The 13,863-nt window shown below is 71.4% G+C and carries 11 protein-coding genes; 5 read left to right on the top strand and 6 right to left on the bottom strand.

From position 1 onward, the window contains the following. Window positions 1–24 precede the first annotated feature (24 nt). Together EDD27_RS28440 and EDD27_RS28435 are read left to right on the top strand one after the other, a co-directional pair. Window positions 25–2,595, top strand: coding sequence for a PEP/pyruvate-binding domain-containing protein (locus tag EDD27_RS28440; RefSeq protein ID WP_127935108.1), 2,571 nt, complete (start codon window positions 25–27; stop codon window positions 2,593–2,595). 4 nt (window positions 2,596–2,599) lie between these two features. Then, window positions 2,600–3,211, top strand: a complete 612-nt coding sequence (locus EDD27_RS28435; RefSeq protein WP_127935107.1) for a class I SAM-dependent methyltransferase — start codon at window positions 2,600–2,602, stop codon at window positions 3,209–3,211. Between the two features lie 42 nt (window positions 3,212–3,253). On the opposite strand, the gene EDD27_RS28430 is transcribed toward EDD27_RS28435, so the two are convergent. From EDD27_RS28430 to EDD27_RS28410, 5 genes are all read right to left on the bottom strand, one after another. Further along, complete coding sequence (locus EDD27_RS28430; protein ID WP_127935106.1) at window positions 3,254–4,123, bottom strand: sugar phosphate isomerase/epimerase family protein; 870 nt, start codon at window positions 4,121–4,123, stop codon at window positions 3,254–3,256. Further along, on the bottom strand, window positions 4,120–5,283 hold the full coding sequence (locus tag EDD27_RS28425) for a dihydrodipicolinate synthase family protein (RefSeq protein WP_127941012.1): 1,164 nt from the start codon (window positions 5,281–5,283) through the stop codon (window positions 4,120–4,122). The genes EDD27_RS28430 and EDD27_RS28425 overlap by 4 nt, the downstream gene beginning before the upstream one ends. Continuing rightward, a complete protein-coding gene (locus tag EDD27_RS28420) occupies window positions 5,283–6,428 on the bottom strand; it encodes a Gfo/Idh/MocA family protein (RefSeq protein WP_127935105.1) in 1,146 nt (381 codons plus the stop codon). Before EDD27_RS28420 ends, EDD27_RS28425 begins: the two co-directional genes overlap by 1 nt. A gap of 480 nt (window positions 6,429–6,908) precedes the next feature. Next, window positions 6,909–8,126 carry a ribonuclease D gene (locus EDD27_RS28415; protein WP_127935104.1) on the bottom strand — a complete coding sequence of 406 codons (1,218 nt, stop codon included), beginning with the start codon at window positions 8,124–8,126 and terminating at the stop codon, window positions 6,909–6,911. Between the two features lie 45 nt (window positions 8,127–8,171). Next, the gene (locus tag EDD27_RS28410; RefSeq protein WP_127935103.1) at window positions 8,172–8,768 is read right to left on the bottom strand and encodes a DUF3000 domain-containing protein; all 597 of its coding nucleotides are present in this window, start codon (window positions 8,766–8,768) and stop codon (window positions 8,172–8,174) included. Between the two features lie 612 nt (window positions 8,769–9,380). On the opposite strand from EDD27_RS28410, the gene hemE reads away from it, so the two are divergent. After that, a complete protein-coding gene (gene hemE / locus EDD27_RS28400) occupies window positions 9,381–10,385 on the top strand; it encodes a uroporphyrinogen decarboxylase (protein WP_277750844.1) in 1,005 nt (334 codons plus the stop codon). A 123-nt stretch (window positions 10,386–10,508) separates the two neighbouring features. On the opposite strand, the gene EDD27_RS28395 is transcribed toward hemE, so the two are convergent. Next, complete coding sequence (locus EDD27_RS28395; RefSeq protein ID WP_164903827.1) at window positions 10,509–11,384, bottom strand: DUF4349 domain-containing protein; 876 nt, start codon at window positions 11,382–11,384, stop codon at window positions 10,509–10,511. Window positions 11,385–11,612: 228 nt separating this feature from the next. On the opposite strand from EDD27_RS28395, the gene hemG reads away from it, so the two are divergent. Further along, on the top strand, window positions 11,613–13,016 hold the full coding sequence (hemG, locus tag EDD27_RS28390; RefSeq protein ID WP_241564298.1) for a protoporphyrinogen oxidase: 1,404 nt from the start codon (window positions 11,613–11,615) through the stop codon (window positions 13,014–13,016). A gap of 5 nt (window positions 13,017–13,021) precedes the next feature. Continuing rightward, a complete protein-coding gene (gene hemQ / locus EDD27_RS28385) occupies window positions 13,022–13,723 on the top strand; it encodes a hydrogen peroxide-dependent heme synthase (RefSeq protein WP_127935098.1) in 702 nt (233 codons plus the stop codon). Window positions 13,724–13,863 lie beyond the last annotated feature (140 nt).

The raw sequence follows: 13,863 nt of genomic DNA, 5'->3' as shown, positions 1-13,863 counted from the left end.
ACGCTGACGGCGGGAGTGCATTCGATGAACACGGCACTGGACTTCTCCGAGATCGACGCCGGGATGCTGGCCGAGGTGGGCGGAAAGGCCGCCAACCTCGGCGAGCTGACCAGGGCCGGGCTGCCCGTGCCGCCCGGCTGGGTGCTCACGACGGAGGCGTACCGTCAGGTCGCCACCGGGCTGGAGACCAGCGGCGACGGGCTGGCCGAGCGCGCGCGGCGGCACCTGCTCGAGGCGCCGGTGCCGGCCGCCGTGCACGAGGCGATCGTGAAGCACTACGCCGCGCTCGGCCCCGACGTCCCGGTGGCGGTGCGCTCGTCGGCCACGGCCGAGGACCTGCCGTTCGCCAGCTTCGCCGGGCAGCAGGAGACCTACCTCAACGTCGTGGGCGCCGACGCCGTGGTCGACGCCGTACGCCGCTGCTGGGCCTCCCTCTGGACCGACCGCGCCGTGGCCTACCGCGAGTCCAACGGCATCGACCACGCCGCCGTGCGCCTCGCGGTGGTCGTCCAGGTCATGGTGGACGCCCAGGTCGCCGGCGTGATGTTCACCGCGAACCCGGTCACCGGCCGGCGGCGCGAGACCGTCATCGACGCCAGTCCCGGGCTGGGCGAGGCCGTCGTCTCCGGCGCCGTCAACCCCGACCGCTTCGTCGTCTACGGCGGCGCGATCCTCGAACGCCACGCCGGCGACAAGAAACTGGCGATTCGCTCCCTCCCTGGCGGCGGGACCGAGCGTGTCGAGACCGCCCACGACGGCCTCTGCCTGACCGACGCCCAAGTCCTCGCGCTGGCCGAGCTGGGCCGCCGGGTCGAGGATCACTACGGCGCGCCGCAGGACACCGAATGGGCCGTCGACGGGGACGGCACGCTCTGGCTCACCCAGGCCAGGCCGATCACCACCCTCTACCCGCTCCCCGAGACCACGAGGCCGGGGCTGCGGGTCTACTTCTCGGTCAACGTCGTCCAAGGCGTGATGGGGCCGATCACGCCGCTCGGCCTGTCGGCGTTCAAGCTGATCAGCGGCGGTGCCGCCGGCCTGCCCGGCTACGGCCCCGCCGACCCGCTCGACGGCGCGCCCTTCGCGTTCGTCTCGGGGCAGCGCCTGTGGCTCGACATCACCACCGCCGTACGCAGCCGCCCCGGCCGCGCCATCCTCCCGCGCGCGCTGACGCTCGGCGAGGCCCGCACCGCCACCGTCATGGAGCGGCTGGTCGAGGACCCGCGCCTGTCGCTCGTCCACACCTCCCCCCGCCCGTTCCTGCGCGCCGTCGCGCGCTTCGCCCGGCGCGTCCACGCCCCCTCGCGTGTCCTGATGGCCCTGACCAGGCCGGACAAAGCCCTGGCCTACGCCGCCCGGCTCGGCGAAGAGCTCGACAAGCGGCTTCAGGTGCCCGATTCCGCGACCCCCGCACAGCGGCTGGATCACGCCGAGCGCATGCTGGCCGGCACCTTCCCCGCCATCATCTCGATCATGCCCATCGTGATCACCGGGTACGGCCTGTTCGCGCTGGCATCCAAGCTGTCGGGCGTGCCGCTGGCCGAGATGCAGGACGTGCTGCGCAGCGTCCCGCACAACCCGACCACGGAGATGGACCTGGAGCTGTGGGACCTGGCCACCCGTATCGAGCCGGAGCCGTTCAAGGAGCTCCCGGTCGCCGAGCTGGTCCGCCGCTACCAGCAGGGCGGCCTGCCGCCCGTCGCGCAGCGCGAGATCGCCGCGTTCCTGGACACGTACGGCCACCGCGGCGTCGCGGAGATCGACCTCGGCGTGCCCCGCTGGTCGGAAGAGCCCGCGCACATCCTCGGCGTGCTGGCCAACTACCTGCGCATGGACGGCGGCGCCGACCTCGCCCCCGCCGCGTTGTTCGCCAAGGGCGCCGAGCAGGCGCAGGCCGCCAGCGCCCACGTGGTGCGGCAGGCCCGGCGCAGGGCCCGCTGGCGGGGCGCCGTGGCGAGGTTCGGGCTCCGGCGCACCAGGAAGTTCGCCGGCCTGCGTGAGCTGCCCAAGTTCTACCTGGTCAAGACGCTCGCCGCGGTACGGCACAGCCTGCTCGCGGTCGGCGAGCACCTCGTGGGGCTCGGCGTGCTCGCCGCGGCCGAGGACGTGTTCTTCCTGGACCTGCGCGAGGTCAGGGCCGCGCTGGACGGAGGCGACCTGCGGGAGGTGGTGGCCGAGCGGCGGGCGGCGTACGTGCAGGAGCAGCGGCGCAGGCACGTGCCCCGCGTGCTGCTGTCCGACGGCACCGAGCCCGAGGCGCTGGCGGTGGCCGCCGCGGACGGCGCGCTGACCGGCACGGCGGCCTCGGCGGGCACCGTCGCCGGCATGGCCAGGGTGGTGCTCGACCCGGTCGGCGCGCACCTGGAGCCGGGCGAGATCCTCGTCTGCCCGTCCACCGACCCCGGCTGGACGCCGCTGTTCCTGACGGCCGGCGGCCTCGTCATGGAGATGGGCGGCGCGATGTCGCACGGCGCGGTGGTGGCCCGCGAGTACGGCATCCCCGCCGTCGTCGGCGTCCCCGACGCCACCCACCGCATCACCACGGGCCAGGAGATCGAAGTGAACGGCGCGGCGGGCACCGTGACGCTATTGTGATCAAATGCCGGAAACGTACTGGAATCACAACGTCCACTACCAGCGGCTGGTCTTACAGCTCGTGCCCGGCGGTTGCGAGCGCGCGCTCGACGTCGGGTGCGGCGACGGACTGCTGGTGAGCAAGCTGGCCGCCCGCGTCCCCGCCGTGACCGGCGCGGACCGCGCCGCCGACGCGATCGCGATGGCCCGGCGGCAGTACGGCGACCTGGACAACGTCACCTTCGTCGAGGCCGACTACCTCGACGACGAGAAGGGACTGCTCCCCGAGGGCAAGTACGACTTGGTCACCGCCGTCGCGGTCATCCACCACGCGGACTTCCGGGAGGCGGTGAACGGGCTGGTCCGGCTGCTGGCGCCGGGCGGCCGGCTGGTGGTCGTCGGACTAGGGAAGGACCGCACGCCCCTGGACTGGATCGTCCGGCTGGCCGGGCAGGCGGCCTCGCACGTGCTGAAGGTGTTCCACGGCGGCAAGCGCGGGCCCGGCGTGCCGGGCATGTCCCCCGCGACCTCCTGGGCAGAGATCGCCCGCGAGGCACGGCGCATGTTGCCCGGCTGCCGTTTCCGCCGCCTGCTGCTCCGTCGTTACCTGCTGACCTGGGACAAACCCGAGGGCTGATGCCGGGCGGCGGCCCCGTCGAGCCGCCGCCCCGAGCCCTTCTTACGGACGGGCCACCACCACGTCCTCGTAGCGGGCCTTCATCGTGGCCACCACCTCATCGGGGTCGGCGGCCCAGATGTCGGCGTTGAAGATCTCCACCTCGACGTCACCGGTGTAACCGGCGTCCAGGACCGCACGCGTGATCGGCTTGAAGTCGATCACGCCGTCGCCCATCATGCCCCGGCCGAGCAGCACGTCCTCCGGCAGCGGGTGCAGGTAGTCGCACACCTGGTAGGACGCGATCCTGCGGCCGGCCCGCGCGATGTCGTCGAACACCCTCGGGTCCCACCACACGTGGAAGGTGTCGACCACCACGCCGACCTGCTCCTCCGGGTGCGCCAGGGCCAGGTCGAGCGCCTGGCCCAGTGTGGACAGCACGGCCCGGTCCGGACAGTAGATCGGGTGCAGCGGCTCCAGGGCCAGCTTGACGCCCCGCTCGCCGGCGTACGGCGCCAGCTCCGCCAGCGCCTCGGCCACCCGCTCCCGGGCGCCTGCCAGATCGCGCGACGCGCCCGCGGTCAGCGGCTCGCCCGGCTGCACACCGGGCAGGCCGCCCACGACCATCACCAGGCAGGCCGCCTCCAGTTCGGCAGCCTCGTCAATGGCACGGCGGTTGTCGTCGAGCGCCTCGGCGAATGCGCGGCGTCCCTCGTCACCGGGCAGCCCGCCGGCGGTGAGGAAGCCTCCCCGGCACAGGGAGGACACTCGCAGCCCCGCGTCCCGCACCAGCTTGACACTCTCCGCCAGGCCCTGCTCGGCCACGTTCTGCCGCCACAGCCCGATCGCCTCCAGGCCGTGCCGCACGCACCCGTCCACGGCCTCCGCCACGGACCAGCGCCTCGTCGTCCACTGGTTGAGTGAAAGCGTCACAGCCCGTTCACCGCCAGCAGCGCCTTCATGCGGTGCACGGCCAGCTCCTGGTCGGCCAGCAGCCCGGCCTGGTCGGCCAGGCGGAACACCTCCGACAGGTGCAGCAGGGAGCGGGCCGACTGGGCGCCGTTCACCATGGCGAACGCGTCCTGGTGGCCGTTCAGCCAGGCCAGGAAGACGATGCCGGTCTTGTAGTGGTACGTGGGCGTCTCGAAGATCTTCCGCGACAGCGGGACCGTCGGGTCCAGGATCTCGTCGTACGAGGCCAGCAGCCGCTCACGGCCCGCCTCATCGCAGGCCGCCTCGGCGGCATCCAGCACCTGGAGGGCGGCCGCGGCCGCCGGGGCGATCGCGTCGAAGATGCCGAGCAGCGCGTGCGAGCCGGTCTTGATCAGCGACGGGTAGTTGAAGTCGTCGCCCGTGTAGAGCTTGACGCCCTCGGGGAGCGCGGCACGCAGGCGTACCTCGTGCTCCTCGTCCAGCAGCGACACCTTCACGCCGTCCACCATCGAGGCGTGGGCGTGGATCAGCTCCAGGAACGACTCGGTCGCCGTGTCCACGTCATGCGAGCCCCAGTAGCCGGCCAGCTGCGGATCGAACATCTCGCCCAGCCAGTGCAGGATCACCGGGCGGTCGGCCAGCCCGAAGAGCTTGCCGTACACCTGGTGGTAGTCCTGCGGTCCCGTGGCCACCTTGGCGAGCTGGCGGGAGGCCATGATGATCACGCCGGCGCCGGCCGACTGGACGGTCTCCAGTTGCTCGGCGTACGCGGCCGTGATCGTGTGCAGGTCACCGGCGTCGGGCGCGTGGTCGGTGCCCGCGCCGCAGGCCACCAGCGTCGCCGGGTCGCCGAACGCGCGGGCCTCGGCGGCGCTGCGCCGGATGAGCTCCTTGGTCGCCGCCCAGTCCAGGCCCATGTTGCGCTGCGCGGTGTCCATGGCGTCGGCCACCCGCAGGCCGTGCGACCACAGGTGACGCCGGAAACGCAGGGTGGCGTCCCAGTCCACGGCGGCGGGGGAGCCGGGCGTGTTGTCACCGAGCGGGTCGGCCACCACGTGGGCGGCCGCGTACACGATGCGGCTCGCCGCCGGCGTCGCCGACACCGGCCAGACCGTCGGCTCGGCCAGCGTGTACGCGCCGACGCCGGGCAGATCGATCATCACAGCCCCGGCACCTCGATCCTGCGGCCCTCGGCGTTCGAGCGCAGGCCCAGCTCGGCGAGCTGGACACCCCGGGCGCCCGAGGCGAAGTCGTTCGGGAAGGGGGCGTCCTCCACGACGTGCCTGACGAACGCCTCCCACTGGATCTTGAACCCGTTGTCGAACTCGGCGTTGTCCGGCACTTCCTGCCAGCCGTCGCGGAAACGCGCCGTGACCGGCAGGTCGGGGTTCCAGACCGGCTTGGGGGTGGCCGAGCGGTGCTGCACCCGGCAGTTGCGCAGGCCCGCCACGGCGCTGCCGTGCGTGCCGTCCACCTGGAACTCGACCAGCTCGTCCCGGTTCACGCGCACGGTCCATGACGAGTTGATCTGAGCGACGATGCCGCCTTCGAGCTCGAAGATGCCGTACGCGGCGTCGTCCGCGGTCGCCTGGTACGTCTTGCCCTGCTCGTCCACACGGGCCGGGATGTGCGTCACCGCGCGGGCGTAGACGGACTCGACCCGGCCGAACAGGTTCTCCATCACGTAGTGCCAGTGCGGGAACATGTCGAGCACGATGCCGCCGCCGTCCTCGGCCCGGTAGTTCCACGACGGCCGCTGGGCCTCCTGCCAGTCGCCCTCGAACACCCAATAGCCGAACTCGCCGCGCACCGACAGGATGCGGCCGAAGAAGCCGCCGTCGATCAGCCTCTTCAGCTTGAGCAGGCCGGGAAGGTACAGCTTGTCCTGGACCACGCCGTTCTTGACGCCCTTGGCGGTGGCGGCCTCGGCCAGGGCCACCGCCTCCTGCGTGGATTCGGCGGTCGGCTTCTCGGCGTAGATGTGCTTGCCGGCCTCGATGGCCTTCAGCACGGCCTTCACCCTGGCGCTGGTGACCTGGGCGTCGAAGTAGATCACGTTGTCGTCGTCGGCGAGGGCGGCGTCGAGGTCCGTGGTGAAATCCGGAATGCCATGCTTCGCCGCGATATCTGCCAATTTATCGGCATTCCGGCCGACGAGCACCGGCTTGAGCTTCACCCGGCTGCCGTCCGAGAGCGTCACACCGCCCTGCTCGTTGATCGCCAGGACGGACCGGACCAAGTGCTGACGGTAGCCCATCCGTCCGGTGACGCCGTTCATCACGACGCCGATGGTGCGCACGCTCATTGAGGATCCCTTCAGGTCAACAGTGGGGAAAGCGCTTTCCCGAACCGTACGGCCGTCCCGCCGGAGGCGTCAAGTAGCGCCTCCCGCAAGCCTGTCTCACAGCGTACGAACCAGCGCCTCTCCTCCGCCTCACGGCCCACCCACCACCGGCCCGCGCAAGGTGCCCGTCGGGACGCGCTGGTCCCCGTCCTGAGAATGATCCGGCTCCGCGGGTCGCACTGGAACCACGGAGCCGGTCAACGCGGGCTCGCGTAACGGCGGGCCACTTGTGAAGGGTTCAGAGGCCGTTTCCTGGAGGGCCATCAGCCGAAGTGCAGCGGGTGGCAGACCACGGCACCGCGTAACAGATGGTCCTATACCGGGGTGGCAGACCACGGCACCGTGTAACAGATGGTCCTATACCGGGGTGGCAGACCACGGCACCGTGTAACAGATGGTCCTATACCGGGGTGGCAGACCACGGCAACGCGTAACAGATGATCATGACACCATCAGGCGGGAGAGCGCCTTGGCGATGGGGTGGGCGGTGAGGGAGAGCTGCCACTCGCGGGCGCCCAGCTCGCGCAGGCGGGCCGTGACCGTCTCCTCCGTGATCTCGTCCGGCGGCTCCCAGGTCAGCCGCCGCACCGCGTCCGGCTGCAGCAGGTTCTCCGTCGGCATGTGATGCTCGTCGGCCAGCGCGATCACCACGGCACGCGCCGCGGCCAGGCGTTTGGCGGCGGCCGGATCCCGGTCGGCCCACCGGTTGGGCGGCGGCGGCCCGTCGCCCGGCGTGCTGGGCTGGGGGAGCTGGCTCTCGGGCAGGGTGCGGGCCCGGTTGACGGCGGCGAGCCAGTCGCTCATGTGGCGCCGCGCGCTGCGCCCGGTGAAAGCCGAAATCTCCGTCAAAGCCTTCTTGGTGCGCGGCCCTTCGAGCGCGGCCGTGATGATCGCCGCATCGGGCAGCACCCGCCCAGGCGCGAGGTCGGCCTCGCGGGCGATCCGGTCGCGCATGGTCCACAGCTCCCGCACGATGGCGAGCGCCCGCACGTTGCGTACCTTGTGAATGCCCGACGTACGCCTCCACGGGTCGGAGCGGGGCATCGGCGGCGGGGTGTCGAGCACGGCGGCGAACTCCTCACGCGCCCACTCCAGCTTCCCGCTCTCGGTCAGCTCCCTGTGGAGCTCGTCCCGCAGCTCGACGAGCACCTCCACGTCGAGCGCCGCGTACCGCAGCCAGTCCTCCGGCAGCGGCCTGGTCGACCAGTCGGCGGCCGAGTGGCCCTTCTCCAGCCGCAGCCCGAGCACGGTCTCGACCATCGTGCCGAGCCCCACCCGCTCGTAGCCGAGCAGCCGCCCCGCCAGCTCGGTGTCGAACATCTCACGCGGCCGGAACCCCACCTCCAGCAGACAGGGCAGGTCCTGAGAGGCGGCGTGCAGCACGATCTCCGCGTCGGCCACGGCCGCGTCCAGCGTCGACAGATCGGGGCAGGCGATCGGGTCGATCAACGCGGTCCCCGCCCCCGCCCGGCGCAGCTGCACCAGGTAGGCCCGGTTGCCGTAGCGGTAACCCGAGGCCCGCTCGGCGTCGACCGCCACCGGGCCGCTGCCCGCGGCGAACCGCTCCACGGCCATGGCGAAACGTTCCGCGTCCTCGATCACCGGCGGAATGCCCTCGCGCGGCTCGAGCAGCGGCTCGACGGTGCGTTCTTCTGTCATGAGTTCACCGACCTCATGACGCGGGTGCTGTCTTGACTGGTGCCCTCACTTCGTTCGGTCACTCTCCGGATCATCTCGTGGGCGGGGCAGCGCGGCCACGTCCGGCGGGAGCGGCGGGATCCCCGCCGCCAGGCACATGAGGTCGCACCAGGCGGCGACATGGCCGGAGAGATCCTCCTGGGCGGGCGACCAGGACGCCCGTAGCTCTAGCTCGGTCGTGACCGGGTCTTCGGCCTTGTTGCCGAACCCCTCTGACACGGCTCTTGTCACGGTACCGCCAGCGGCGGAGTAGTCGGCTTGGTGGGCGTCGAGCGCCTCGGTCAGCCAGCTCCACGCGACGGGCCCGAGCAGCGGGTCGGAGGTGATCTCCGGCTCCATGTCGGCCCGCACGTAGGCCACCAGCCGAAACGGGCCGTCCCAGCCGCGCTGCCCGTCGGGGTCGAAGAGCAGGATCAGCCTGCCCACCGCGAGCTCGTCGTCGTCGCGGTAGACCGACGCGCCGATCGCGGCCGAGTAGGGGGCCAGCCGCTGGGGCGCGGGCAGGTCCTCCAGCTCGATCTCGGGCCTGACCTCGGCCAGCCGCAGGCTCTCCGCCGCGCGCCTGAACGCCGCTGGAGGTGGTGGCTGGTCACCGAGTGTCATAGCGGAAGCGTAGGTCGAAGTCGGACGGAAGGGGACCACGGGGGTGCTCATCCTCGCTGATCAAGCCGCAGCCGAAACGAGCCGGCGAACCGTTCTGACCGACTCGGCGGAGCCGAGCATGATCGCGTGGCCGCACTCGACGCAGGCCCACTCCGGGCACTGTCCCGGCTCGTGTCCGTCGAAGCATGGCGGCTGCTCGAACAGCCGCTCACCGGCGCAGGAGACGCAGCGCTCACTGCGGCGCTCTGGGGAACTCCACAACGCGGTCATCGCACGGGGCCTTTCCTTCGGGTCGTGGCTCCGACGTTGGCACGAGCCGCTGACAATTCCCCGCAACGCGCTCGGCGTGTCCCGAAAGTGGTCGCTGAATCGGTGCCGCGCGGTGGGTTGGCGAACATTTGACCCATTCGAGACCGGCTCTCTGGTACGCCATGGGCCATGTTCGACGCAGGTCCCATGCCGAGGCCCCGCGGACCGGTAAACCTTCATCCTGCTATCTGATCATGATTTGGTGTGTCCAATGCATGTTTTTCCGACACCTCGCTTGCCAATGAGGGGACCGGCCCCCGGTCATGGCACCCTTGTGGGGTGAACCTCGCCGACTCGCCGTTCCTGCGTGCCTGCCGCCGCCGGCCCGTTCCGCACACCCCGGTCTGGTACATGCGCCAGGCCGGCCGGTCGCTGCCGGAATACCTCAAGGTGCGCGAGGGCGTGCCGATGCTCACCGCCTGCGCGACGCCGGACATGATCGTCGAGATCACCATGCAGCCCGTCCGCCGATACGGGGTGGACGCGGCCATCTACTTCAGCGACATCGTGGTGCCGCTCAAGGCCATCGGCGTGGACCTCGACATCAAGCCGGGCGTCGGACCTGTCGTGGCCGACCCCATCCGCGACGCCAAGGGTCTCGAGGCGCTGCGCCCGCTGGAGCCCGGTGACGTGCCGTTCGTCACCGAGTCCATCCAGGCGTTGACCGGCGAGCTGGGCGGCACGCCGCTGATCGGATTCGCGGGCGCGCCGTTCACGCTCGGCTCCTACCTGATCGAGGGCGGCCCCTCCAAGAACCACGACCGGACCAAGGCCATGATGTACGGCGCTCCGGAGTTGTGGCACGCGCTGATGGAGCGGCTGTCCGGCATCGTGCTGGAGCACCTGCGCATCCAGATCGCGGCGGGCGCCTCGGCCGTGCAGCTCTTCGACTCCTGGGTGGGGGCCGTGGCGGTGGACGACTACCGGGAGTTCATCCTGCCGCACACCCGGCGCATCTTCGAGGGCATCGCCGGTGTGCCACGCATCCACTTCGGCGTCGGCACCGGCGAGCTGCTCGGCGTGCTCGGGGAGGCGGGCGCCGACGTGGTGGGGGTCGACTGGCGGGTGCCGCTGGACGAGGCGGCCCGCCGGGTCGGGCCGGGCAAGGCGCTGCAGGGCAACCTGGACCCGGCGATCCTGCTGGCGCCGTGGGAGGTGGTCGAGCGCAAGGCCCGCGAGGTGCTGCGGCGAGGGCGCGCGGCCGAAGGACACGTGTTCAACCTCGGGCACGGCGTGCTGCCCTCGACCGACCCGGACCAGCTCAAGCGCCTCACCGACCTGGTCCACGCCTTCACGCCCGAGTCCTGACGCCGACGCCTGAGAGGCGGACGACGCCTGAGAGGCGGACGCCTGAGGGGCGGACGTCTTCGCGCCCTGGCGCCTATGCCTGGACGTGGGTGCCTGCGGGGGGCGGTGGACGGTGGCGGCGGGTCAGGCGGCCTCCGGGTCCGGGCTGCCAGGACGCGGGCCGGGCGGAGGTGTCGGGGCCGTGGGGCGCCGGGCGCGGTTGCGCCGGATCAGGTAGGACAGCAGCGCCACCAGCGGCAGCGCGACGATGGTCCACGGCAGCAGCGCCCCCAGCACGGTGAGCACCGCCTTCGTGAAGGACACCAGCGCGTTCCATCCCGCCTTGAGCCCTCCGAGGAACCCGGCGGGCTCCTCCTCCGGCTCCTCCACGACCGCGACCGGCCCGGCCAACCGGAGCGTCAGCGTGGCCATGGACACCTGAGCGGCCAGCTCCTTCTGCTGCGCCTGCAGCGACTCGAGGTCCGCCTCGCGAGCGGAGATCTCCCGCTCGACCTCCAGCACCTGCCCGATCGTGTCGGCCCGCTTCAGCAGCGAACGCAGCGATTCAAGGGACTGCTCGGCCGACTTCAGCCGGCTGTTGACGTCGGCCACCTTCAGGGTGACGTCCTGAGTGGCCTGCTTCATGGAGAGCTGCATGCCCAGCTCCTTGCCGAGCCGCGCCAGCACCGACGCGTACCCGGTCGGCGGGATCTTGAACTCCAGCGTCGCCGAGTCCCTGGAGTCGCTGGCCGAGCTGCTCTCCTCCTTGGACAGGTACCCGCCGGCCGCGGTGACGATCTGCTTGGCCTGCTCGACGGCGGCGGCGACCTTCTTGACCCGCACGGTCATGCTGCCGGTGTAGATGACCTGCCGCTCCTGCGCGGTCACCTTGACGTTCGAGACGATGCCGTCCCGGCTGGTCTGCTGGGGCTGGGCCGCCTTCTCGGAGTACTGGTCCTGGGGCGCGGCCGCGGGCGCGGACTCGGCCTGGCTCATCGGGGCTTCGCCGCTCGATTGCATGATCGCACCCCCACCACCGCAGCCCGTCAGGGCCAGGGCCGTGCAGGCGGCCGATAACGCGATACCGTGCCGGATTCTCCTCATGCCCTTAAGACGTCGTGCGGATCATCCCGGTTTGAAAGGAGGAATCACGGTACGGTCACTGTGTTCATGGCCTCGGCACTCCCTCGCAGCCGCTCGCGGCCCCGAGCGGCTGGGCGAGCCGATGAGGCGGTAGCGTCAGGAGACGTGGAAGGGAATCGGGCGCACGTAGTCGTCGTCGGCGGAGGGATCTCCGGTCTCGCCGCCGCGTGGTACATCCGCCAGGGCGCGGGCGAGCGGGTCAAGGTGACCGTGCTCGAGGCCGGCCCACGCATCGGGGGCAAGCTGTATGCCTCGGAGGTGGCCGGGGTGAGCGTCGACGCGGGTGCGGAGGCCATGCTGGCCAGGCGGCCCGAGGGCGCGGAGCTGGCCAGGGCGGTCGGGCTGGGCGACGACCTGGTGTTCCCCGGCACCACTCAGTCGGCCATCTACACCAGGGGCGCGCTGCACCCGATGCCGAAGCGGCAGGTCATGGGCGTGCCCGCCGACCTGACCGAGCTCGCCAGGTCGGGCATCATCTCGCCGGGCGGGCTGCTGCGCGTGCCGCTGGACCAGATCCTGCCGCCCACGCTGGTGCGCACCGACGTGTCCGTGGCCGCCTACATCCGCGCCAGGATGGGCGGCGAGGTCGTGGAACGGCTGGTGGAGCCGCTGCTCGGCGGCGTCTACGCGGGCCGTTCCGACATGTTGTCGCTGGAGGCCACGATGCCGCGGGTGGCGGCCGTGGCCCGGTCGGAGCGTTCGCTGCTGACCGCGGCCAGGCACCTCGTCGAGGAGACGCCCCAGGACGCCGGGCCCGTCTTCACGTCGTTGAAGAACGGAGTCGGCGCGCTTCCCGAGGCGGTCGCCAAGGCGTCGGGGGCTGATGTCAGGACCGGGGTCACCGTACGGGAGCTGCACAGGACCGAGGAGGGCTGGCGGCTGGTGACCGGGCCGGTGCCCAGGCCCGAGGCCCTCGAAGCCGACGCGGTGATCGTCGCCGCGCCGGGCCCCGCCGCCGCCCGGCTGCTCAAGGCCGAGGCGCCCAAGGCGGCGGGGGAGCTGTCCAGGATCGAGTACGCCAGCATGGCCATCGTCACGCTCGCGTACCCGCTGGGCGCCTTCCCTGAGCCGCCCGCCACCAGCGGCTACCTGGTGCCGCCCGTCGAGGGACGGCCGGTCAAGGCGGTCACGTTCAGCTCGGTGAAATGGCCACACCTGGCGCAGGACCTGGTGATCCTGCGGTGCTCGATCGGCAGGATCGGCGAGGAGCACCTGCTCCAGCGCGAAGACGCCGAGCTGGTGTCGCTGGCCACGGCGGAGATGGCCGACGTGATGGGCGTGCGCGGGCTGCCGGTCGACAGCCGGGTGTCGCGCTGGGGAGGCGGGCTGCCGCAGTACAACGTGGGCCACCTGGACCGGGTGGCGCGCGTGCGCGCGGCGGTCGCGATGCAGCCGGGCCTCGCCGTCTGCGGCGCCGCCTACGACGGCATCGGCATCCCGGCCTGCGTCGGCACCGCTCGCACGGCAGCCGCCCGGGTTCTGGACCACCTGTCTCTGCGAGCAGAATAGGAAACATGACAGAGGCAGCTCCGCGGCTCAAGGCCCGCGATCTCAACCAGGTGATCCGTTACACGATGTGGTCGGTCTTCCAGGTGACCGAGCCGTGTCCCGTCGACCGCGACGGCCTGGCAGGCGAGGTCGAGGAGCTGCTGGAGCAGGCCGCCGGCAAGGACGTCGTGACCAGGGGGGTCTACGACGTGGCCGGGTTGCGGGCCGACGCCGACTACATGTTCTGGTGGCACGCGCCCACACCCGAGGACCTGCAGGACGTCTACGCCAGGTTCCGCCGCACCGCGCTCGGGCGGCACAGCAAGCCCGTGTGGTCGGCGATGGCGTTGCACCGGCCGGCCGAGTTCAACAAGTCGCACATTCCGGCGTTCCTCGCGGAGGAGGAGCCGCGGGCGTACGTGAGCGTTTATCCGTTCGTGCGCTCGTACGAGTGGTATCTGCTGGAGGACTCCGAGCGGCGGGCCATGCTGGCCGAGCACGGCAGGATGGCGCGCGACTATCCCGACGTGCGGGCCAACACCGTCGCCTGCTTCTCGCTCAACGACTACGAGTGGATGCTGGCCTTCGAGGCCGACGAGCTGCACCGGATCGTGGACCTGATGCGTACGCTGCGGGGCGCGCAGGCCCGCCGCCACACCCGCATCGAGATCCCGTTCTACACCGGCGCCCGCAAGCCGGTTCGCGACCTGGTTGCCGCCCTGCCGTAATCCGCTGACCCGAGCCCGGCGTCCCTGATCGGGGGAGTCAGATCCAGGTTGGCGATCCAACTGAAGTGATCTACCCCCTTTGTCACAATCAAGGGAATCCCTTGTTCGTGGGGCGTGACCTGCAGTGGCACGTTCCACGG

It is taken from the genome of Nonomuraea polychroma (assembly GCF_004011505.1).
In the GTDB taxonomy this organism is placed as follows: Bacteria; Actinomycetota; Actinomycetes; order Streptosporangiales; family Streptosporangiaceae; genus Nonomuraea; species Nonomuraea polychroma.
This window is presented reverse-complemented; position numbering and strand designations above follow the sequence as displayed.

Excerpts from the sequence above, each read along its gene's own strand:
- EDD27_RS28440 (WP_127935108.1), top strand. The coding sequence starts at position 25 with ATGAACACGGCACTGGACTTCTCCGAGATCGACGCCGGGATGCTGGCC.
- EDD27_RS28435 (WP_127935107.1), top strand. The coding sequence starts at position 2,600 with ATGCCGGAAACGTACTGGAATCACAACGTCCACTACCAGCGGCTGGTC.
- EDD27_RS28425 (WP_127941012.1), bottom strand. The coding sequence starts at position 5,283 with ATGATCGATCTGCCCGGCGTCGGCGCGTACACGCTGGCCGAGCCGACG.
- EDD27_RS28420 (WP_127935105.1), bottom strand. The coding sequence starts at position 6,428 with ATGAGCGTGCGCACCATCGGCGTCGTGATGAACGGCGTCACCGGACGG.
- EDD27_RS28415 (WP_127935104.1), bottom strand. The coding sequence starts at position 8,126 with ATGACAGAAGAACGCACCGTCGAGCCGCTGCTCGAGCCGCGCGAGGGC.
- EDD27_RS28410 (WP_127935103.1), bottom strand. The coding sequence starts at position 8,768 with ATGACACTCGGTGACCAGCCACCACCTCCAGCGGCGTTCAGGCGCGCG.
- EDD27_RS28395 (WP_164903827.1), bottom strand. The coding sequence starts at position 11,384 with ATGCAATCGAGCGGCGAAGCCCCGATGAGCCAGGCCGAGTCCGCGCCC.
- hemQ (WP_127935098.1), top strand. The coding sequence starts at position 13,022 with ATGACAGAGGCAGCTCCGCGGCTCAAGGCCCGCGATCTCAACCAGGTG.